The following is a 20896-nucleotide window of genomic DNA, read 5'->3' on the forward strand; positions in this document are numbered from 1 at the left end:
GGCAGCGGTAGGGGTGCGCAGTACGCTGGGCGGATGACCAATACTCCGCGCACACCTACCGCGATCGATCAGGTCGCCGAGGAATGGGTCGATGACCTCGCCGTCCTCGCGCCGACCCTGGGCACATACATCGGACGCAATGAGGCGAACGACCGCTATGCCGACCTGAGCCCGGAGGGCCAGGACCACTACGCCTCCGAAGTCCGCCGCACGCTGGCGAAGCTCGACGCGCTGCAGCCTGTCGATGCGATCGACGAGGTCACGAAGGCGGATCTCGGCAGTGAGCTGCGGCTCGAACTCGAGCTCCATGATGCGCAATGGCACCTGCGCGACCTCAACGTGATCGCATCCGCGCCGCAGGACATCCGCTCGGTCTTCGACCTGATGCCGACGGTGACGACCGACGATTGGGACATCGTGTCGACGCGTCTGGGTGCCATCCCGGCGGCGCTGCGCGGCTACACGGCCACGCTGCGCGAGGGCATCGCCCGCGGCGTCACACCAGCCAGGCGGCAGGCCGTCGAGGTGGCGAAGCAGATCGAGCGCTACACGGCCGATGACGGCTTCTTCGCCGCTTTCGTCGCCGAAGCGGCGCCCGCCGAAGGCGAACTGCCTGCGTCTCTCGCCCGCACGCTCGCCGACAACGCCTCCGCCGCGCGCGTCGCGTACGACGAGCTGCGTGCATTCCTCGCCACGACCCTGGCCGACGCCGCCGGCGAGGTGGATGCCGTCGGGCGCGACCTGTATGCGCTGAACTCCCGGCGGTTCCTCGGCGCGACCATCGACCTCGACGAGACCTACGAGTGGGGCATCGACGAGCTGCGGCGCATGGTCGCCGAGCAGACCGCGATCGCGAACGAGATCCTCCCGGGATCCACCGTCGAAGAAGCCGTCGCGCATCTCGAGTCGGATCCGGCACGCAAACTGCACGGCACCGAGGCGCTGCAGCGGTGGATGCAGGAGACCAGCGATCGCGCCGTCGCCGAGCTGGGCGCCACGCATTTCGACATCCCGGAGGAGATCCGCACGCTGGAATGCATGATCGCTCCGACCCAGGAAGGCGGGATCTACTACACGGGTCCGACGGACGACTTCTCCCGTCCAGGGCGCATGTGGTGGTCGGTTCCGGAAGGCGTGACCGAGTTCGACACGTGGCGCGAGCTCACCACGGTCTACCACGAGGGCGTACCCGGTCATCACCTGCAGATCGCCCAGGCGGTGTACAACCGGTCGGAGCTGAATTCGTGGAGGCGCCTCCTCGCCGGCACCTCAGGACACGCCGAGGGCTGGGCCCTGTACGCGGAGCGGCTCATGCAGCAGCTCGGCTACCTGGACGACCCCGCCGACCGGCTCGGGATGTTGGACGGGCAGCGCATGCGTGCCGCCCGCGTCGTGCTGGACATCGGTGTGCACCTGAAGAAGCCCCGCCTCGACGGGCAGGGCGTCTGGGACGCGGAGTACGCGCTCGAGTTCATGCGCAAGAACGTGAACATGTCCGATGAGTTCGTCCAGTTCGAGGTCAACCGCTACCTCGGCTGGCCGGGGCAGGCGCCGTCGTACAAGGTCGGTCAGCGCATCTGGGAGCAGGTGCGCGACGCCTACCAGGCGCACCAGGGTGACGCCTTCGACGTCAAGGACTTCCACAAGCGCGCCCTCGACATGGGTGGCGTGGGACTCGACACGCTGCGGACCGCTCTGCTGCGCTGAACTCCGGATGGTCGCCGCGGGAATGCCGCGGCGACCATCTCGGTTCATTCACCTGAATAGGAAAGGGTTGACATGGACATCGAGTTCGGGCTGGATACCTTCGGCGACATCACGCGCGACGCGGACGGGAAGCTGATCACGGCCGCGCAGACCATCCGCAACATCGTCGAACAGGCCGAGCTCGCCGACCGCGTCGGCGTCGACTTCTTCGGCGTCGGCGAGCACCATCGAGCGGAGTTCGCCGTCTCCGCCCCTGAGATGGTGCTGTCCGCCATCGCCTCGCGCACGGAGCGCATCCGCCTCGGCACGGCCGTCACCGTCCTGTCGTCCGACGATCCGGTCCGCGTGTTCGAACGCTTCGCCACATTGGATGCCGTCTCCAACGGCCGGGCCGAGGTCGTGCTCGGGCGCGGATCCTTCATCGAGTCCTTCCCGCTCTTCGGGTTCGACCTGCGCGACTACGACGCGCTGTTCGAGGAGAAGCTGGAGCTGTTCGTCGAGCTTCTGAAGGAGAAACCCGTCACCTGGTCCGGCACCATGCGACCGGCCCTCGACGACGCCGACGTGTTCCCGAAGACCGAGCACGGACTGCGCACGTGGGTCGGTGTCGGGGGCAGCCCGGAATCCGTCGTGCGCGTCGCCCGCCACGGGTTGGGGCTCATGCTCGCCATCATCGGCGGTCCCGCTGCTCGCTTCGCACCCTTCGTCGACCTGTACCACCGCTCGGTGGCGAGTTTCGGCACGGCATCGCACCCGATCTCGGTGCACTCGCCCGGCCATATCGCTGCGACGGACGAGGAGGCCTGGGATGCCGCCTACGACGGCTTCGAGGCGATGAACAACACCATCGGAGCGGAGCGCGGATGGCCGCCGTACAGCCGCGCCCGCTTCCAGAACGACGTCGGCCCGGCCGGAGCGATCTACGCCGGTTCCCCCGAGCGCGTTGCGCAGAAGATCGCCGAGACCGTCCGCACGCTCGGACTTGGACGCTTCGATCTGAAGTATGCCACCGGAACGCTCGCCCACGAGCAGATGATGCAGAGCATCGAACTGTACGGCACCGAGGTGATCCCTCGAGTTCGCGAGCTGCTCGCCGACTGATGCACGATGCGCGCCCGGCTCGGCTCTACGATGAGGGACATGGCTGACACTCTGCCGAGCCGGGCCTCTCTCGCCGGCCGGCTCGACGATCTCCCGTTCACGCGGCGGCATCTGCGGGTGCTGACCGGATCCGGCATCGGCTGGGCTCTGGATGCGATGGACGTCGGGCTCATCTCGTTCATCATCGCGGTGCTCGCGCAGCAGTGGGAACTGACCAAGACCGAGACCGGGTGGATCGCCTCGGTCGGATTCATCGGCATGGCCATCGGAGCGAGCATCGGCGGTCTGCTCGCCGACCGACTCGGCCGGCGCCAGGTGTTCGCGCTCACGCTGCTGATCTACGGCGCAGCCACGGGCGCGAGCGCACTCGTGGGCGGCGTCGCCGCGTTGCTCGTGCTGCGGTTCTTCGTCGGCCTCGGGCTCGGCGCCGAACTGCCCGTGGCTTCGACCTACGTCAGCGAGTTCGCGCCGAGCCGGATCCGTGGACGGCTGATCGTCATTCTGGAGGCGTTCTGGGCGGTCGGCTGGACCGCCGCGGCCCTCATCGGCTACTTCGTGATCCCGGCATCCGTCGACGGCTGGCGCTGGGCCTTCGCGCTCGGCGCCGTACCGGCCGTCTACGCGCTCATCGTCCGGTGGGGGCTTCCCGAGTCGCCGCGCTGGCTGGCCGGGCGAGGGCGCATCGCCGAAGCGGAGCGCATCGTCACGGCATTCGAGACGGATGCGGGGATCATCACAGGTCCCGCGATCCGCAAGGAGCCGCCTTCCCGCGCGCTGGCCGCCACGACGCGCGCGCGACTCGGCACGCTGTGGAATGCGGAGTTCCGGGTCCGCACGCTCTGCCTCTGGCTGGTCTGGTTCTGCGTGAACTTCGCCTACTACGGCGCGTTCATCTGGATCCCCAGCATCCTCGTCGATGCCGGCTACGACCTGGTGCGCTCGTTCGGCTTCACGCTGCTCATCACACTCGCCCAGTTGCCCGGCTACGCGGTCGCGGCATGGCTCATCGAGGTCTGGGGGCGGCGTCTGACGCTCTCCGTGTTCCTGGCGGGTTCCGCGATCTCGGCGGTGCTGTTCGGCACCGCGACGGGCGAATTCTCGATCATCGCAACGGGCATGGCGCTGTCGTTCTTCAACCTCGGGGCCTGGGGCGCTCTCTATGCCATCACCCCGGAGACCTATCCGACGTCGCTGCGGGGGACCGGTACCGGTTGGGCGGCTGGCGTCGGCCGGATCGCATCGATCATCGCGCCGCTGCTCGTGCCCGTGCTGCTCGTCGCCGGCGGTGCTCCGCTTCTCTTCGTCGTGTTCGCCGCGGTGTTCGTGGTCGCCGCCGGGGCGGTCTGGGGCCTGGCCGACCGCCGGGGCAAGGCGCTCGACGACCGTTGACGCGCTCCGCCGCGCTGGTGCGCAATAGGCTGGAAGACGTGAGTGCAGTGAGATTCGTGGCGATCGGCGATTCGTTCACCGAAGGCGTCGGTGACGAGCTCCCCGACGGTCGTGTACGCGGCTGGGCCGACATCGCTGCGCAGGGCTGGGCGGATGCCGCAGGTCACCCGATCCGGTACGCGAACCTCGCGATCCGCGGCAAGCTGGCCTGGCCGATCGTCGAGCAGCAGCTCGAGCCCGCCCTTGCGCTGCGTCCGACTCACCTGTCGTTCAACGGCGGCGGCAACGACATGCTGCGCCCGCGCAGCGACATCGAGCACATCGCCGATGCCTTCTCCCGTGTCCTCCGCCGCTGCGATGAAGAAGGCGTGACACTGATCCTGCTGTCCGGGGCGAATCCCTCCGGGCAGCTTCCGTTGGGGTCGCTCGTGCAGCGCCGCGGCGACGAACTGTCGGATGCCGTGATCCGCCGCATCGAGAATCGTCCCGACGTCATCCGCGCGCTGAACTGGCCGGATGCCGAGCTGTCGACGCCGCCCTACTGGTCGGAGGACCGGTTGCACATGAACGCGGCCGGGCACCACCGCGTCGCGGCGCGGGTCCTGCACGGTCTCGGGCACGAGCCGCCGGCGTCGTGGTGGTCGCCGACCGCGCACCCACCGGCAGGGCCGAGCGGTTTCGCCTACTACCGACAGCACGTGGGGCCCTGGGTGAAGCGTCGCGTCACCCGAACCTCTTCAGGCGATGGGCGCGAGCCCAAGCATCCGACCTGGGTCGAACTGGTGCCGCAGTGACGACGCGTCGCAGCCTGCTGCTGCCGCGCCGCATCACACAGCTGCTCGTCGGACTGTTCCTCTACGGCATCGGCATCGCGTTCATCGTACGGGGCGAGATCGGCGCGTCCCCGTGGGATGTGCTGACGCAGGGCATCGCCAACCACGTCCCGCTGAGCTTCGGCACGATCACCGTGCTCACGAGCGTCGTGGTGCTGCTGTTCTGGATCCCGCTTCGCCAGAAACCCGGCGTCGGAACGCTCCTGAACGCCCTGCTCGTCGGTCCGGCCGCTGATGTCGGTCTGGCGCTGATCCCGGCGGGCCAGGACCTCTGGTTGCGGATCGTCTTCTTCATCATCGGGCTCGTCGTGCTCTCCGCCGCGACCGGCCTCTACATCGGGGCGCACTTCGGTCCAGGTCCCCGCGACGGCCTGATGACCGGACTGCACCGGGTCACCGGTTGGCGGATCTGGATCGTCCGGACCGCGATCGAGGTCACTGTCGTCCTGATCGGCTGGATGCTGGGTGGCAACGTGGGGATCGGCACCTTGGCGTTCGCGCTGCTCGTGGGCCCCTTGTGCCAGTACTTCATGCGGGTCTTCGCCATCCGGCTTCCCGAGCGCGACGCGGCATCGGCGACATGAGCGAGATCGAGCTCGCCCGCATTCCCGCAGGGACCGTCACGCTGCACGATGCGCGTCGGAACGAGCACCGCCACGTCGCGCTCGAGGACTTCGAGATCGGCGTGTTCGCCGTGACGGAGGAGCAGTTCGCCGAGATCCTGGGCATCCCTTCCCGCCATCCGCGACGCCCGGCATCGGATCTGAGCTGGTTGCGCGCGGTGCGGTTCTGCAACGCGGCATCCGAATGGGAGGGTCTGGATCCGGCGTACGCGTTCGATGGCGAGGACGTCACTTGGCACGTGGACAGCGATGGCTATCGCCTTCCCACCGAGGCCGAGTGGGAGTACGCGTGCCGTGCGGGATCCACCGGCCCGCACTACGGCCCGCTCGCCGAAGTGGCGTGGACGAGCGCCGATGGGCTCCGGCATCCTCAGGATGTCGGCGGCAGGCTCCCGAACCTGAACGGACTGTTCGACACGCTCGGAAACGTGTGGGAGTGGTGCTGGGATCTGCTGGATCCGGCGCGCTATGACGACTACCGGGTGTTCCGCGGCGGGGGATACGACGACGATGCGTGGAGCGTCCGGGCATCCGTTCGTCGCGGGGGAGCGCCACGGATGCATCATGCCGATGTCGGCATGCGACTCGCTCGGGGCGGATTCGACGCCGTCGACGCCGCACAGGGCTGGTCCGCGCAGGCGGACCGGGAGCGGGCCTTCATCGACAATGCTCGTCCTGTGGGCTGGACGCCGCGGCGCTGAGGACTCGGACCCTGTCAACCCCCTGGCTGAAGCCGGCCTGATCGCGGAGGGTGAGAAGTCCAGGCGCTCCTGCGCCCCACCGGACCACGGTCCTGGAAGGAGTTCTCATGAGCATCGGAACCGGCGTCGTCCTGTTCGTCATCGGCGCCATCCTCGCGTTCGCCGTGAACGTCGAGGTCGAATGGGCAGACCTCGACATGATCGGCTACATCCTGATGGGTGCCGGCGCCGTGGTGTTCATCATCGGGCTGATCCTCATGGCGAAGCGCCGCCGCACGGATGTCGTGACACGAACGGAGACCGATCCGGTCGCCGGCGAGCAGGTTTCGCGTCGATCGACACGCACCGACGAGCCGGGGACGCTCTGATCGAGACGCCGGATCAGGGCATCGCGCGGACCATGTAGCGCTTCGGGTCGTCCGGATTCTCGAAGCCGAACTGCGCGTACAGCCCGTGCGCATCGGCGGTCGCCAGGAGGATCCGGGTGATCCCGAGAGGGCGGAGATCGTCGATCACGCCCTGGACGAGCATCTTCCCGATGCCTCTGCCTCGCGCAGCGTCGCCGACGAACACGTCGCACAGCCACGCGAACGTCGCGAGATCCGTCACCACGCGCGCGTAGGCGACCTGTTCGCCGGTCACGTCGTCCCAGACACCGTAATTGCGCGACGCATCGATCGCGGCATCCTGAGTCTGACGCGGACGACCCGTCGCCCAGTACGACTGCTCGCTCAGCCAGGCGTGCACCCGCGTGCGATCGATACGAGCGTCGTCCTGCGCGAAGGTGAAGGTCACGGGCGTCTCCGATCAGGGTCCAGTCCGATGCGGATGCGGGTGCGCTTCCGCTCGATGATGATGAAGGTCGCGCCCAGCAGCCACAACGGCACCTGCGCGAGGAAGGCGAGGCGGAAGGCGTCCAGTGAATAGGTGTCCGGAGTCCCTGCGCCCTGCAGGTCGAGGGCGAGTCCGATCAGGAAGATCACGACCAGCGCGGCGATGAAGCCCCCCGCGTTCGTCACGCCCGTGGCGGTGCTCAGCCGGTGCGAGGGGTTGTGCGTACGGGCATGGTCGAACGCGATCATGGAGGCAGGGCCTCCGGTGGCGAGGGCGATCGCGAGCGCGTAGAGCAGCCAGAGCGGCGCCTGTCCCGGCCAGGCGATGACGACGAGCCACGCGACCAGCTGGATGGCGACGGCGGGCAGGACGAGCCCGACGGAGCGATAGTTCGGCATCCTCCGGGAGAGATCGCCGATCAGGGGTCCGAGAAGCATGCCCGCGACGACATATACCGAGATGATGGTCGCCGCCTGCGCGGTCGACAGACCCTCGCCGGCGGTGAGGAACGGCATGCCCCAGAGGAGGACGAAGGCGGTGCCCGCGAACGGCGTGGTGAAATGCGACCAGAAAGCCAGCCGCGTGCCGGGGTGCGCCCACGCCGCACGGATGCCCACGCCGGTGTCGATGGTGCTCGTCACCACCCGGACGACGCCGGTATCGGTGTTCACTGTGACATCGGCATCCCGCTCGGGGGGATGGTTGCGGATCACGGCGAAGACCAGGATCGCGAACAGGATGCCGAGGCCGGCGATGCTGCCGAAGGTGATGGTCCAGCTGGTGGCGTGCAGCAGAGCGGCGAGGGGGATGAGGGCGATGAGCTGCCCGGTCTGCCCGAGGAGTCCGGTGAACTGCACCATGACTGGACCGCGCTGCGCGGGGAACCAGGTCGCGACCAGGCGCAGCACGGCAGGGAACACTGCGGCGTCGCCGGCTCCGAGCAGGATGCGCGCGATGAGGGCGATTCCGATGCTGGGCGAGACCGCCATGACGAGCTGGCCTGCCGCCATCAGGACCATGCCGATCGTGATGATCGGACGCGAGCCGTATTTGTCGAGCAGGATGCCGATGGGGATCTGCATGCCGCCGTACACGGCCAGCTGCACCACGGCGAACAGCGACAGCGTCGAGGCATCGGCCTGGAATCGCTCGGCCGCATCGACGCCGACGGCACCGAGCGACGTGCGGTTCGTGATCGCGAGCGTGTAGGCGGCGACACCGACCGACCAGATGAGCCATGCCCGCCATCCCGGATTGGACACGGGAGAGACGGGAACGGATCGCACCTCTCTACGCTACTCCCGGTTCACTGCAGATCCCGCGCGAGCACGCAGAGTGCAGGGGAGTCGCCGATCCGGATGCCGGCGGCGATCTCGTGCCATCCGCGTGCGGTGTAGAAGCTCCCTGCCGCAGGCGCATCCGCGTGCCGGCTGAGCACGGCGGTCGGGTACGGCAGATCGGCGAGGAGCCCGTCCAGCAGGAGCGACGCGACGCCGGACCGGCGAGCGGAACTGTCGACGGCGAGTTCCTGCACGCAGAAGCAGGATTCGCCGAACCATCGCCGGCGGATGTCGTCTGCGAGAAGTGGCACGACCCGGTCGTGCCACCAGTCGCCGGCGGCGATGCCCGTTCCCAGCGCCAGACCGATGACACGCGCTTCGTCGCGGGCGAGCAGCAGCCGGAAGTTCGGTTTCGAGGCCGCATAGCGCCGGATGCGCTCCACGAATGATGCTCGGCTGGCCGCGGCATCCTCTTCGTAGGGCGCCTCGGCGAAAGTCCGGGCGTACAGGTCGGCCGCGACGTCGAGCTGGGCCGCGTCTCCGTCCCAGCTCGCGATCCGAACGGAGGTCATGTTGGGCCCGACGTGGCGGCGAAGAGCAGGCGCGGGTGCGGTTCGAATCCGTTTCGGGTGTACATCGAGATGGACTCCGGCGACGTGTGCACTGTCACGTGCTCAGCTCCTCGGTCGCGTGCGGCGTCGAGCACCGCGTGCACGAGACGTCCTCCGAGCCCTCGATCGCGGAACGAGGGCAGGACGTAGCAGGACTGCAGGTCGGCCGATACCCGATCGATGCTGCGCGTCGTGGGGACGCGCGGTGCAAGTGCGAGCCAGGCCATGCCGACGATCTCGGTATCGGCCACCGCGACGAACGGGATGTGGGATGCCGCGTGCTCGCGCGCCCAGTCGGCGGCGGCCCGTACGTACTGCACCTCGGTCATCTCCGGCCGATCGCCGCGGTCGTCGACGTTCCAGATCCACCGCAGCCGGACGACGCGCTCGAGCTCATTGTCGCGCGCCGGCCGGACTTCGACGTCGTGCGTGCTGTCCACCATGGAATCCACGGTAGATCACCGGATGTGCTGGATGCCGACGCGGAAGCGCCTCAGCTGGTAGCGCCACGGGACCAGTCGAGGCGCGGTCAGAGCCAGCCCGGCGTCCTGAGCGATCCATTCGACGACCTCATCCGTCGTGCGGAGGTCCGTCGCCACATGGGTGCCGTAGCGCTCCTGCGCGAGCGCGGCGACGCACCGCGGGATCTGCTCCATCGCCCAGGTGTCGCGCTGCAGGCCGGACGCGATGAACGCGATGCGTCTGCTGAGCCGCGTGCGCAGCGTCTCGGGGGTGGCGATCAAGGCGTAGTGGCGGACATCGACCCCGCGCTCGCGCAGGCCGCCGACGATCTCGTCGAAGTAGTCGTCGCGCACGATCGTCATCGGTACCAGCACGGGCCCGGCATGCGAAGCCTCCGCGTGCTCGAGAGTGTCGACGATCGAGGTCCGCCACTGGGGCAGATCCTGGAAGTCGCCGTGCACTGCCGCCGGTAGCATCTTGTGCAATGCGAAACCGAGCAGCTCGGGATCCGCGACGTGCGCATCCGCCAGCCGACGCTTGAGTTCGAACGCAGTATGGGTCTTGCCGGAACCGAAGGCTCCGTTGATCCAGATCAGCACGTCATCAGCCTATGCGGGCCGTCCGAGGAGATCAGTTCAGCCGCTCCGTGAGGTGGACGGTGACTTCGTCACCGTCGGTGCGTCCGATCTTCTTGCGGATCGATGCCGCGATCGGAAGCTTGTGGGTGCCATCGCCGAGCGCCATGAAGGCGCCGCGGAACGGCTCGCCGTCGACGGTTCCGATCACCTTGACGAGGCCGCGCGTGCCGAAGACGTTCGCGGAATCGGGGAGCTGGACGCAGGTCCAGGTGTCGCCCTCGCGCACCTTTCCCAGGACGGCGGTGAAGGTGATGTCGAGGGATGAGGGAGTGCTCATGTCCGTTCTCCTTTCCTGTTCATCGGGCGAAGATTCCGACGATCGTCCCGATGATCGTCAGTTTGAGGACCCAGTCCAGCAGGTGGACGCCGGCGACGGGAAGAGCGGTGTTCTCGTGCACGACACCGCCCATCAGCAGGATCAGCGGCAACGTCGACAGGCCGAGACCCAGCAGAGCGCCAGTCCCGGCGCCGTGCCATCCGGCGGCCAGCATCAGCCCGGCCACGAGACATGACGCGAGGAGGCTGCGCACGGCGACGGAGCCGATCTGTGCGGTCGTCGAGAGTCCAGGCCGGGGAGTGCTGCTCCGAGCGACGAGCGACGACACCTTCGGCACGGCGTAGAGCAGAGCAGAGGCGAGGAAGGACACCACCGTCGCGAGGGCGATACCGATGACGATCATGAGCCGTCTCCTTTAGTACTGAGTGGTACTCAATGTATATTCGCCAGCGGGAACCGTCAAGTACTAAAATGGTCGCATGATGTCCGATCTTCGAACGCGCGGACGCCCGACCGGCCTCACCGGTGCGAGCCTGCTGGCTGTCGCACGCGATGTGCTCCTCGAGAACGGGTACGCCGGGACCTCGATGGAGGAGATCGCGAAGCGAGCGAGGATATCAAAGGCGTCGCTCTATCGTGAGCACGGATCGAAGCGCGCTCTGTACGCCGCAGTCGTCGAGCACTGGACCGCCGCGGGCCGTGATGCGATGCGCCCGGCGCTGGACGACCTGCGGGGGAGCAGGGATGTGAGATCCGGACTGGTCCGCCTCGCGGAGACGATGCGCACCGGCATCCTGAGTCCGCCCGTCATGGCGATGCGGATGCTGGTGACCGCCGAAGCCGCCACGCAACCGGAAGTCGCCGCCGCGTACCTCGAGCAGAGCTGGCACAGGAACATCCGTAATCTGGCGGCAGCGCTCGACGACCTCACGGTGGCGGGCCGTCTGCGGATCGACGATCCCGTGGAGGCGGCCGAACAATTCACGTGGCTGGTGATCGGAGCTCCGATGAACGCCCGGATGCTCGGGGGAGAGGGCGCCGACGCGCCGAGCATCACCGGAGCCGTCGATCTGTTCCTCGCGCGCTACAGCAGGTGACGCCCGATCCGCGGAGATTCGACGCTATCGCGAGGATGCCGCGGTGGCGGTGCGGAGATGGCAGACATCATTGAATCCGACGATGACCGCCTCTCGGCCCGGACGCAGCTCGATCTCAGTGATGCTCGCGTTCGCCACGGGCAATTGCATCCAGGCTGCTGGAGGGGCGCCCAGGGCTCGGCTCACGAAGCTCGCAACGACGAAGGCATGAGTGATCAGCACCAGCGCGCCGGATTCCAAGCTGCTTTCGGCCGCGTCGTGCAACGTGGTCCACGCTGCGTTCAGCGTCACGGCATCCAGATCCTGCTCGTCTACCGGTGTCTCCTCCAGCCACGGCCAACGGTGCTCCGGATAGTCGGTCCAGCGATCGCTGGAGGGCATCGGCGTCAAGTCGTCGAGAAGGTCGCTGACATCGGGGGACGTCCCGACCCTTCGCCCGATGACCTGCGCGGTCTGCTGCGCCCGTCGCTTCGGGCTGCTCAGCACTGGACCGGTCTCCTCCTGCGCGAGTCGTTCGGCCAGCAACAGCGCTTGCTGTTCGCCCGTCGCATCGAGGGGCGGGTCGGCCTCGGAATGGCCTTGCGCCTGCGCATGGCGCACGAGCAGGATTCGGTTCATGCCTGCCATCCTTTCAGGCTCACCTTGACTGCGCGGCGACGCTAGTCCCGGTCGGCGCTCAGGTCCTGAAGGATCATCGACACGATCTCACCCGGTCGCGCGTCCGGGCCGATGCGCCGTTCATCGAACCAGGGGAGCGGCTGCCAGCCGTCGTGCCACTCGCGGAGCTTCTCTTCGCCGAAAGCGTTCGACAGCGGACGACCGGCATGTCGTCGGATCGTCTCGTCGAGCCCGACGTCGAACTGATGGATGCACGTCAGCCCTCGATGGTCCCGGTGCAGTCGCTCGAAGGATTCCGAGTAGTCGCGCAGATTGAAGATGCCGTCGAGGATGACGTCGTAGCCGAGGCCCAAAGCTTGTCTGGCCGCGCCGTCGATGAGAATGCTCGCGTCGCGAGCGCGGCGCAGGCGGTCGTCGTCGTGCAGCATCTCGCGACGGACGTAGTCCTGATGGATGACGGCCACACGCGAGCCGAGTTCCGCGCGCAGCGCGAGGGCCGTCGTCGTCTTTCCCGATGCAGAGTCGCCACGGAGGATGACGAGACGCGTCGACGTGCTGCCGATCCGAGTCATCGCCCCATTCTCACAGCAGCCGCGGGCGAGAACCTGCCGGATGACACGCGCATCCGTGCACGATCAGGGCGCGGCATCCCCATGCCGTGCCGTGCGCAGCGGCGAGAACGCGACGAGCAGCGTCGCGATCGTGAAGACGGCGGCACCTATTCCGAGCGTCCACTGGTACCCGAGCCACACCATCAGCACACCGGAGAGGAGGGCACCGAAGAAGAACACCACCCGGTTGACCGTGCGGATGGTCGCGTTCATCCGCCCCTGGATCGCGTCGGGGGCGACCGCCTGTCGATACGAGATGTCGTTCGTGTCCTCGATGCCCATAGCGAGTCCGTACAGGAACTGAGCCGCTGCCACGACGATGAGAAGGACGCCGATGCCGCTGTCCGCCGTGAGGGGAGCGGCGGCGAGGACGACCCATGGCACGACGACGAGTGCTCGCCCGAGCAGAATCGCACGACCCGCGCCGAGTCCTGCTCCGACGCGGGGAGCGATGAGCGCGCCCGTGAATCCGCCGACACCGCCCGCTGCGAGCGCGATGCCGAATGCCCACGCGGGCAGAGCGAGGTCGCGCAGCACGTAGACCGCGAACACCGTCGTCACGATGCTGTTTCCGAGGAACCAGACATGCACCGAGAAGGCGAGCGGCCGGAGCGTCGGATGCCGGTACGTGAACCGCATCCCGTCGGCGATGTCATGTCCGATATGACGACTCGCTTCGCGCTTGGCAGCCTTCGGTTCGACGACACGAATGCGCGACTGCAGCACCGCCGCAGTCGCGTTGATCACGGCTTCGAACACGAACACGAGAGGCGCCCCGACGAGGTTGAACAGCAGCCCGCCGAGCGCGGGTCCGGCCGTTCCGGCGACCGTCGTGCTCTGCCCGAGGCGGGCGTTGGCCGACACGAGTGATTCGCGAGGCACGATGCGGGGGAGCAGAGGCTGCGCGGCCGAATCCGCGAAGAGCGTCAGCACTCCGAGTGCGAGGATCACGGCCGCGAGCGTCCAGAACGTGAGCGTGTCCGTGATCAGGAGGATCGGCACGACGCCCAGGACCACAGCACGCCCGATGCTGGTGATCACGAGCGTGCGCTGGCGGCGCCAGCGATCCATGAGCGCACCGACGATCAGCCCGAGGAAGAGATACGGAACGACGCCGAGCGCGCTCAGCGCGCTGATCTGCACAGGCGTCGCATTCAACACGGTGACGATGAGGACCTGGAATGCGACGCCGGCGATCGCACTGCCGAACGAGCGGATGGTCGTCGCGCTCCAGAAGTATGCGAAGGCCGGATGCGTCAGAATCTCACGACGAGGCGGCGTCACAGGGGCATCGTCCGCTCCGTCGGGCATGGCTTCAGACTACTGACCCGGGCGAACGGACTCCGGCGTTGCTAGCCTGGCCGCGATCGGTTCCGCGTCGAAATGGAGGACGTCCCATGGATCGCACGACCGACGTCACCGTTCCCGATCTCGTCGGGCAAGCGGTGGACATCGAAAGCCGGGGGAGTACGTCACATGTCGGCGGACCACCGGCAGCTGAGATAGTGTCCCCGCATGGACCTGGAAGAGCTCTGGCCGCTGTTCGGACTCGAGATCACGACGCCGCGGCTGATGCTGCGTCCGGTCCGCGATGCGGACCTGCCCGGCCTCGTGCAGGCGGCGCTGGACGGGGTGCACGACGCCGAGCGCACGCCATTCAGCGTTCCATGGACGGATGCCGAACCTGCCGATCTGCCGCAGAACCTCGCCGCCTACCAGTGGAACCTGCGCAACCGGGTCAATCGCCACCATTGGACCGTCGCCTTCGCCGTGCATTTCGAAGGCCGCGTGGTGGGATCGCAGGATCTCTCGGCGTACGACTTCACCAACCGCCGCACCGTGAGCACCGGCTCCTGGCTCACGAAGTCGGTGCACGGCCAGGGGATCGGCACGGAGATGCGGGCGGCGCTGCTGCTGTTCGCCTTCGACGTACTCGGGGCAGAATGGGCGGAGTCGGGGGCGGCCGTCTGGAACGAGGCGTCGCTGAGCGTGTCGAGGAAGCTCGGATACGAGCTGAACGGCGTGACGCGAGTATCGCCGCGGCACGGCGAGCCGACTGATGAGCAGCGTGTGCGTCTCGACAAGGCATCGTTCGTCCGGCCGGACTGGGCGATCGGCGTTCGCGGGGCGGAGCGCGCATTGGCGCAGCTCTGCGTGAGTGTGTGATCTCGGCGGGGAGCGGGTTCTGTCCGCCTTCCTTCACTTGAACTGACATAATGTGCATTATCGGTAACTCTTCAAGCACCGCTCATACCGCTCACGCGGACGCCGGATGTCGAGCGCCTCGCTCGCCGGCATCCGCAATGGTTCGGACTGGCATGATCGAATCATGCCGATCACCAGCCCGCTGACTCTGTGCTGCCTGCTCTGGGCGCGACCCGGCCCCGTTGCCGATCTGGCCGCCTATGAGGATGCCGTCATCGCACTGCTCGCCGACCATGATGGTGCACTCGTCCAACGCGCGTATGGCGAAGGCACCGCCGAGCATCCCGACGAGGTGCAGATCTATTCGTTCCCGGACCAGACTGCGCTGGACGGCTTCCTCGCCGACCCGCGGCGCATCGCGCTCACGGACGAGCGCGACCGGGTGATCGCCCGCACCGAGCTGTTCCCCGTCAGCCTGCCGACGCCGGTACCTGTCCCGTTCGGCGGGGATGTCGCGATCGACTGGGAATCGGCACGATCCGCGAACCGGGACAACTGGAATGACCGTGCCGCCCTGCACGAACAGGCGTACGGACTCGAAGCCTTCGATGATCCTGAACACCTCAGTGACGTCGTACGGGAGGACCTTCCCGTACTGACGAGTTTCCTCACCGACGGCTCGATCGCAGGTCTCGGTGTCTGTCACCTCCAGTGCCACCTCGGCACGGACACCATCTCCCTCGCTCGCGCGGGCGCGTCTGTGACCGGACTCGACTTCTCCCCCGCATCCCTCCGCAGCGCCGCACGCCTGGCCGCCCGCGCGGGTGCGTCCGTGACATGGGTGGAGTCGGATGTTCTGGATGCTCGAGACGCCGTCGAGGGCGATTTCGACGTCGTGTACACGAGCATCGGCACCATCACCTGGCTGAACGATCTCGATCGCTGGGCCGAGCAGGTGCACGCCCTTCTGAAACCCGGCGGGACCTTCTTCATCCGCGACGGCCACCCGGCCCTGTATGCGCTCGACGAGGATGCCTCCGCGCTCAGCACGCGATACGCGTACTTCGGCGATGGTCGAGCACAGCAGTGGGACGACGACAGCACGTACGCGGGCGACGACACGGTCGGGCACGCCCGCACCTATGAGTGGCCCCATCCGCTGTCGGAGATCATCGGTGCTCTCCTGCGCGCCGGCCTCCGTCTGCTCCATTTCGACGAGGGCCAGACGCTCCCCTGGCGGTTCAGCCCACGCATGCTCGAGGTGGACGGCGGCTTCGCCTGGCCCGATGCCGAGCGCAACCTCATCCCCTGCACGTACACGATCGTCGCGCGTCGCGACTGAGCAGACGAGCACCCGTGAAGAAGTTCATCCTGTTCGACAACGACGGCGTCCTCGTCGACACCGAGTACTGGTACTTCCGCGCCGGCGAACGCGCCCTGGCTTCGGTCGGGGTGCGGCTCGACCTCGATCAGTACCTGCACGACATGGCTCACGGCCTCGGCACGTGGCATCAGGCCGCCCGGACCGGTGTCGACGAGGCGACGATCGACCGGCTGAAGGCGCTGCGCAACGAGTACTACCAGGAATCCCTCCGGACCGAACAGATCGAGATCGACGGCGTCGAAGAGGTCCTGGCCGAACTGGCTCCGCACGTGCGGATGGCGATCGTGACGACGTCCAAGCGAGCGGATTTCGACCTGATACACGCGAATCGCGGCATCCTCCGGTTCATGGACTTCGTGCTCTCCCGTGACGACTACACCCAGGCGAAGCCGCATCCCGAGCCGTATCTGACGGCTCTCGAGCGCTTCGGCGCCGCCCGATCCGAGGCACTCGTCGTCGAGGACTCGGCTCGAGGGCTGCGCTCCGCCGTCGCCGCCGGGATCGACTGCGCCGTGGTGCACAACGACTTCACACAGGCCCAGGACTTCTCAGGTGCGACCCACCGGATCGCGAACCTCCGCGAGCTCCGGGACCTCATCCGGTAATTGCGCGGCCGAGGCCAAGCGCTGCAGTTCCGCCACGTGTGCGCGGAACGCCGTGCGTCCCGCCGTACTGAGCGCGAGCCACGTGCGCTGGCGGCCGCCCAGCGACCGCTTGGTGATCGTGAGGTAGCCGGCATCCTCCAATGCCTTAGCGTGCTTGGACAGCACGGAATCGGAAACGCCCAGACGCTCTCTCGCGAACGAGAACTCGGCGTCATCGACCTGTGCCAGGATGCCGCACAACTGCAGCCGTGCGGGAGCGTGAATCGCAGGGTCGAGCACGCTCACCCTGCCTCCGCCACTGCCAGTCCACGTCGCCAGACGCGCATCCACGCGAATCCCGCTATCGTAACCACGATCGCCGCCACTCCGCCCAGAACGACGCTCATCCAGACCGAATGGGCGAGGAAGGACGCACCCATCAGTCCGACGAGGGCCACCGCCATCAACGCGACCACTCCACGCGTGCGCGCGGGTGCGTAGCCGGACACCCACCAGCCGTGCGATCGACGCCACCACCCAACGAGCAGCGGCACCCTACCGAAGAAAGCCACCGCGAGAATCCAGCTCCACGGTGACGTCAACCCCTGCGCGATGACCATGAGACCTGCGCCGAGACCGAGGGCGACGTGATACCAGCCCTCCCCCGGTACGGCCTGCGCGTACCCAGCCGCCGCGTCATCGAGACTGGCGAGTGCTGCGGAGGGGTCAACGCACTCTTCGTTTTCCATACTGGAAAGATAACACTCACTTTCCAGTATGGAAAGTGACTAGGCGCTCTTCACCCCCCGACGTACTGGGCCAGGTGCTCCCCCGTCACCGTCGACTTTCCCGCGACCAAGTCGGCCGGTGTTCCTTCGAACACCACGCGCCCGCCGTCGTGTCCGGCGCCGGGGCCGATGTCGATGATCCAGTCGGCATGCGCCATCACCGCCTGGTGATGCTCGATGACGATCACGGTCTTTCCTGCGTCCACCAGCCGATCCAGCAGACCGAGGATGGTGTTCACATCCGCGAGGTGCAGACCCGTCGTCGGCTCATCGAGGACGTACACGTCGCCCTTCTCCCCCATCTGGATGGCGAGCTTGACGCGCTGGCGCTCACCGCCCGACAGCGTCGACAGCGGCTGGCCCAGCGACAGATAGCCGAGCCCGACGTCTTCGAGCCGGCCGAGGATCGCCATGGCCGCCGGGATCTTCGCCTCCCCCTCGGAGAAGAACACGCGAGCCTCAGAGACCGGCAGATCCAGGACCTGGGTGATGTCCTTGCCGCCGAGCTTGTAGTCCAGCACCGCCGCCTGGAAGCGCTTGCCGCCGCAGTCCTCGCAGGGCGTCTCGATCGTGTCCATGAATCCGAGCTCGGTGATGATCACACCGGAACCCTTGCACGTCGGACACGCGCCCTCGGAATTCGCGCTGAACAGCGCGGGCTTCACGCCGTTCGCCTTCGCGAACGCTTTGCGGATCGGCTCGAGCAACCCGGTGTACGTCGCCGGATTGCTGCGGCGCGAGCCCTTGATCGCACTCTGGTCGATCGAGACGACCCCGTCACGTGGAGTGATCGAGCCATGGATCAGCGAGCTCTTCCCCGATCCGGCCACGCCGGTGACGACGGTCAGCACCCCGGTCGGGATGTCGACGTCGACGTCCTGCAGATTGTTCTCGTCCGCCCCGCGCACTTCGATCGCGCCGGTGCGCCCGCGCACGGCATCCTTCAGCGTCGCACGATCGTCGAGATGGCGACCTGTGATGGTGTCGCTCGCCCGGAGCCCTTCGACCGTCCCCTCGAAGCAGATCTCTCCCCCGGCGGCACCCGCACCCGGTCCCAGGTCGACGACGTGGTCCGCGATGGTGATCGTCTCGGGCTTGTGCTCCACGACGAGCACAGTGTTGCCCTTGTCGCGCAACTGGTAGAGCAGCGAGTTCATCCGCTGGATGTCGTGCGGGTGCAGCCCGATGGTCGGCTCGTCGAACACGTAGGTGATGTCGGTGAGGGACGATCCGAGGTGCCGCAGCATCTTGATCCGCTGCGCCTCTCCCCCGCTCAGAGTGCCGCTGGGACGCTCCAGGCTCAGATAGCCGAGGCCCAGAGTGACGAACGCATTGAGGTTCGCGCGCAATGCGTCCAGCAGCGGTCCCGCACCGGGGAGGTCGAGTCCGGCGACCCACTCGGCGAGGTCCGTGACCTGCATCCGGCAGGCGTCGGCGATGCTCTTGCCTGCGATCTTCGACGATCGCGCGCCCTCGGTCAGGCGGGTCCCGTCGCACTCCGGGCATGTCTTGAAGGTCGCGACCCGCTCGACGAACGCGCGGATATGGGGCTGCAGCGCGTCCAGATCCTTCGACAGCATCGCCTTCGTGATCTTCGGGATCAGACCCTCATAGGTCATGTTGATGCCGCTGATCTTGACCTTCGTCACCTCGCCGTACAGGAAGAGATGACGCTGCTTCTCGGTGAACGCGGCGATCGGCTTGTCGGCCGGGTAGAACCCGGACGCCGAGAAGCCCTTCACCATCCATCCGTCGGCGGTGTAGCCGGGCACCATGATCGCGCCCTCGTCGAGCGACTTCGACTCGTCGACGATCTGAGCGAGATCCAGATCCGACACCGATCCCCTGCCTTCGCAACGCGGGCACATCCCGCCGAGGTAGATCGCATCCTTCACGATCTTCTTCTCGCCGCCGGGGCCGGTCATCACCCCGCTGGCCTTCTGGGTCGGGATGTTGAAGGAGAAGGCCGTCGGACCGCCGATGTACGGCTCTCCCAGCTTGGAGAACAGGATGCGGAGCATCGCGTTCGCGTCCGTCACTGTTCCGACCGTGGAACGAGGGTTCGCGCCGAGTCGCTCCTGGTCGACGATGATCGCTGTCGTCAGGCCCTCGAGCACGTCGACATCGGGGCGCGGCACCGACGGCATGAACCCCTGCACGAATGCACTGTAGGTCTCATCGATCATCCGTCGCGATTCCGCCGCGATGGTATCGAAGACCAGCGAGCTCTTGCCCGAACCGGACACGCCGGTGAAGACGGTCAGTCTGCGCTTGGGGAGGACGACGCTGACGTCCTTCAGGTTGTTCTCACGGGCACCCGCGACGCGGATGCTGTCGTGCGAATCGGCGATGTCCGCCATCGTCGTCCTCTCTGGTTCAAGCCTGCTGCAGACGCACCATGTTTCCCGCGGGGTCGCGGAAGGCGCAATCACGGATGCCGTACGGCTGGTCGATCGGCTCCTGAACGACGTCTGCGCCCTTGGCCTCGATGGCCGCGAAGGCTTCGTCGACATCGTCCGTCGCCAGAACGATACCGCCGAAGCTGCCCTTCGCCATGAGTTCCAGGATCGTGGCGCGCTCGGCATCGTTGATCCCCGGGTCCACCGCTGGCGGTGTGAGCACGATCGCGGTGTCCGGCTGCCCGACCGGCCCCACCGTGATCCACCTCATCTCCTGATAGCCGACGTCCTTGCGGACCTCGAAGCCGAGCATGTCTCGGTAGAAGGCCAGGGAGGCCTCGGCATCGGTGTGGGACAGGAAGCTCGCGTTGATCGTGATGTTCATGTCTACGACGTTACGAGCGGCCGGACGGTTTCGCTTCTCGATTCCTGACCGGTCTCGTCGCCTGCTTCTCCACCCACGACGGGATGCCGGGGCCGAGACCCGGGTTCTCCCGGTAGGCGCTCGGCGGCACGCCGACCAGCTCGGAGAATCGAGTGCTGAACGTGCCGAGCGAGGAGAAGCCGACTTCGAAGCACACGTCCGTCACGCTGATGTCGCCGCGTCGCAACAGTGCCATCGCCCGCTCGATGCGTCGCGTCATCAGGTAGGCGTACGGCGACTCCCCGTACGCCAGTTTGAACTGCCGGCTCAAGTGGCCGGCGGAGATGTGGATGCCGCGCGCGAGCGCCTCGACATCCAGCGGCTTCGCGTAGTCGCGGTCGATCCGGTCGCGGACTCTGCGCATGAGGATCAGATCCTGGAGAGCTCTGG

At 67.2% G+C, this 20896-nt stretch carries 26 protein-coding genes; 11 read left to right on the forward strand and 15 right to left on the reverse strand.

All coding sequences use genetic code 11. The annotated features are described in order from the left end of the window. Nucleotides 1–33: 33 nt before the first annotated feature. The 7 genes from M2317_RS11945 (at nt 34) to M2317_RS11975 (ending at nt 6722) form a co-directional block, all read left to right on the forward strand. A complete protein-coding gene (locus M2317_RS11945; RefSeq protein ID WP_429460422.1) occupies nt 34–1707 on the forward strand; it encodes a DUF885 domain-containing protein in 1674 nt (557 codons plus the stop codon). 72 nt (nt 1708–1779) lie between these two features. Next, on the forward strand, nt 1780–2808 hold the full coding sequence (locus M2317_RS11950) for an LLM class flavin-dependent oxidoreductase (protein ID WP_429460423.1): 1029 nt from the start codon (nt 1780–1782) through the stop codon (nt 2806–2808). Nucleotides 2809–2847: 39 nt separating this feature from the next. Continuing rightward, on the forward strand, nt 2848–4197 hold the full coding sequence (locus M2317_RS11955) for an MFS transporter (protein ID WP_429460425.1): 1350 nt from the start codon (nt 2848–2850) through the stop codon (nt 4195–4197). Nucleotides 4198–4235: 38 nt separating this feature from the next. Beyond that, nucleotides 4236–4991 carry an SGNH/GDSL hydrolase family protein gene (locus M2317_RS11960; RefSeq protein ID WP_429460427.1) on the forward strand — a complete coding sequence of 252 codons (756 nt, stop codon included), beginning with the start codon at nt 4236–4238 and terminating at the stop codon, nt 4989–4991. Next, complete coding sequence (locus M2317_RS11965; protein WP_429460428.1) at nt 4988–5614, forward strand: YczE/YyaS/YitT family protein; 627 nt, start codon at nt 4988–4990, stop codon at nt 5612–5614. The genes M2317_RS11960 and M2317_RS11965 overlap by 4 nt, the downstream gene beginning before the upstream one ends. Then, nucleotides 5611–6354, forward strand: a complete 744-nt coding sequence (locus M2317_RS11970) for a formylglycine-generating enzyme family protein (RefSeq protein ID WP_429460430.1) — start codon at nt 5611–5613, stop codon at nt 6352–6354. Before M2317_RS11965 ends, M2317_RS11970 begins: the two co-directional genes overlap by 4 nt. A gap of 107 nt (nt 6355–6461) precedes the next feature. Further along, nucleotides 6462–6722 carry a DUF6458 family protein gene (locus tag M2317_RS11975; protein WP_429460431.1) on the forward strand — a complete coding sequence of 87 codons (261 nt, stop codon included), beginning with the start codon at nt 6462–6464 and terminating at the stop codon, nt 6720–6722. Nucleotides 6723–6735: 13 nt separating this feature from the next. Here M2317_RS11975 and M2317_RS11980 read toward each other — a convergent pair whose 3' ends face one another. Genes M2317_RS11980 through M2317_RS12010 form a run of 7 tightly spaced genes read right to left on the reverse strand, consistent with a single transcriptional unit; the run spans nt 6736 to nt 10859 of the window. Then, the gene (locus M2317_RS11980; RefSeq protein ID WP_429460433.1) at nt 6736–7149 is read right to left on the reverse strand and encodes a GNAT family N-acetyltransferase; all 414 of its coding nucleotides are present in this window, start codon (nt 7147–7149) and stop codon (nt 6736–6738) included. Further along, nucleotides 7146–8450 carry an MFS transporter gene (locus M2317_RS11985; RefSeq protein WP_429460435.1) on the reverse strand — a complete coding sequence of 435 codons (1305 nt, stop codon included), beginning with the start codon at nt 8448–8450 and terminating at the stop codon, nt 7146–7148. Before M2317_RS11985 ends, M2317_RS11980 begins: the two co-directional genes overlap by 4 nt. 44 nt (nt 8451–8494) lie before the next feature. Further along, entirely contained in the window at nt 8495–9040 is a 546-nt protein-coding gene (locus tag M2317_RS11990) for a hypothetical protein (protein ID WP_429460437.1), read from the reverse strand. Beyond that, the gene (locus tag M2317_RS11995; protein WP_429460439.1) at nt 9037–9522 is read right to left on the reverse strand and encodes a GNAT family N-acetyltransferase; all 486 of its coding nucleotides are present in this window, start codon (nt 9520–9522) and stop codon (nt 9037–9039) included. Before M2317_RS11995 ends, M2317_RS11990 begins: the two co-directional genes overlap by 4 nt. 15 nt (nt 9523–9537) lie before the next feature. Then, the gene (locus tag M2317_RS12000; protein WP_429460441.1) at nt 9538–10140 is read right to left on the reverse strand and encodes an AAA family ATPase; all 603 of its coding nucleotides are present in this window, start codon (nt 10138–10140) and stop codon (nt 9538–9540) included. A 31-nt stretch (nt 10141–10171) separates the two neighbouring features. After that, on the reverse strand, nt 10172–10456 hold the full coding sequence (locus M2317_RS12005; RefSeq protein ID WP_429460443.1) for a DUF1905 domain-containing protein: 285 nt from the start codon (nt 10454–10456) through the stop codon (nt 10172–10174). 19 nt (nt 10457–10475) lie between these two features. After that, nucleotides 10476–10859 carry a DUF1761 family protein gene (locus M2317_RS12010; RefSeq protein ID WP_429460445.1) on the reverse strand — a complete coding sequence of 128 codons (384 nt, stop codon included), beginning with the start codon at nt 10857–10859 and terminating at the stop codon, nt 10476–10478. A gap of 76 nt (nt 10860–10935) precedes the next feature. Here M2317_RS12010 and M2317_RS12015 point away from each other — a divergent pair, with 76 nt between their 5' ends. After that, on the forward strand, nt 10936–11553 hold the full coding sequence (locus M2317_RS12015) for a TetR/AcrR family transcriptional regulator (RefSeq protein ID WP_429460447.1): 618 nt from the start codon (nt 10936–10938) through the stop codon (nt 11551–11553). 24 nt (nt 11554–11577) lie between these two features. On the opposite strand, the gene M2317_RS12020 is transcribed toward M2317_RS12015, so the two are convergent. The 3 genes from M2317_RS12020 to M2317_RS12030 form a co-directional block, all read right to left on the reverse strand. Continuing rightward, nucleotides 11578–12180 (reverse strand): histidine phosphatase family protein, encoded by a 603-nt coding sequence (locus tag M2317_RS12020; RefSeq protein ID WP_429460449.1) that lies wholly within the window; start codon nt 12178–12180, stop codon nt 11578–11580. 32 nt (nt 12181–12212) lie between these two features. After that, a complete protein-coding gene (locus M2317_RS12025; RefSeq protein ID WP_429460451.1) occupies nt 12213–12743 on the reverse strand; it encodes an AAA family ATPase in 531 nt (176 codons plus the stop codon). 63 nt (nt 12744–12806) lie between these two features. Further along, the gene (locus M2317_RS12030; protein ID WP_429460452.1) at nt 12807–14093 is read right to left on the reverse strand and encodes an MFS transporter; all 1287 of its coding nucleotides are present in this window, start codon (nt 14091–14093) and stop codon (nt 12807–12809) included. A gap of 204 nt (nt 14094–14297) precedes the next feature. Between M2317_RS12030 and M2317_RS12035 the strand changes: the two genes are divergently transcribed. From M2317_RS12035 to M2317_RS12045, 3 genes are all read left to right on the forward strand, one after another. Further along, on the forward strand, nt 14298–14948 hold the full coding sequence (locus M2317_RS12035; protein WP_429460454.1) for a GNAT family N-acetyltransferase: 651 nt from the start codon (nt 14298–14300) through the stop codon (nt 14946–14948). A gap of 163 nt (nt 14949–15111) precedes the next feature. Continuing rightward, nucleotides 15112–16269: a class I SAM-dependent methyltransferase gene (locus M2317_RS12040; RefSeq protein WP_429460455.1), complete on the forward strand. Its 1158-nt coding sequence runs from the start codon at nt 15112–15114 to the stop codon at nt 16267–16269. A gap of 14 nt (nt 16270–16283) precedes the next feature. After that, entirely contained in the window at nt 16284–16916 is a 633-nt protein-coding gene (locus M2317_RS12045) for an HAD family hydrolase (RefSeq protein ID WP_429460457.1), read from the forward strand. On the opposite strand, the gene M2317_RS12050 is transcribed toward M2317_RS12045, so the two are convergent. From M2317_RS12050 to M2317_RS12070, 5 genes are read right to left on the reverse strand one after another with little or no spacing between them, the layout of a single operon-like run. Further along, entirely contained in the window at nt 16860–17201 is a 342-nt protein-coding gene (locus M2317_RS12050) for a transcriptional regulator (protein ID WP_406245319.1), read from the reverse strand. The two genes, M2317_RS12045 and M2317_RS12050, sit on opposite strands and share 57 nt — an antisense overlap. Further along, a complete protein-coding gene (locus M2317_RS12055; RefSeq protein WP_429460459.1) occupies nt 17198–17644 on the reverse strand; it encodes a hypothetical protein in 447 nt (148 codons plus the stop codon). Before M2317_RS12055 ends, M2317_RS12050 begins: the two co-directional genes overlap by 4 nt. Nucleotides 17645–17694: 50 nt before the next feature. After that, the gene (locus M2317_RS12060; protein ID WP_429460461.1) at nt 17695–20043 is read right to left on the reverse strand and encodes an ATP-binding cassette domain-containing protein; all 2349 of its coding nucleotides are present in this window, start codon (nt 20041–20043) and stop codon (nt 17695–17697) included. A gap of 16 nt (nt 20044–20059) precedes the next feature. Continuing rightward, nucleotides 20060–20467, reverse strand: coding sequence for a VOC family protein (locus M2317_RS12065; protein WP_429460462.1), 408 nt, complete (start codon nt 20465–20467; stop codon nt 20060–20062). 10 nt (nt 20468–20477) lie between these two features. Beyond that, the gene (locus M2317_RS12070; RefSeq protein ID WP_429460745.1) at nt 20478–20870 is read right to left on the reverse strand and encodes a helix-turn-helix transcriptional regulator; all 393 of its coding nucleotides are present in this window, start codon (nt 20868–20870) and stop codon (nt 20478–20480) included. Nucleotides 20871–20896 lie beyond the last annotated feature (26 nt).

The sequence above is a fragment of the Microbacterium sp. ZKA21 genome, assembly GCF_050434165.1.
In the GTDB taxonomy this organism is placed as follows: domain Bacteria; phylum Actinomycetota; class Actinomycetes; order Actinomycetales; family Microbacteriaceae; genus Microbacterium.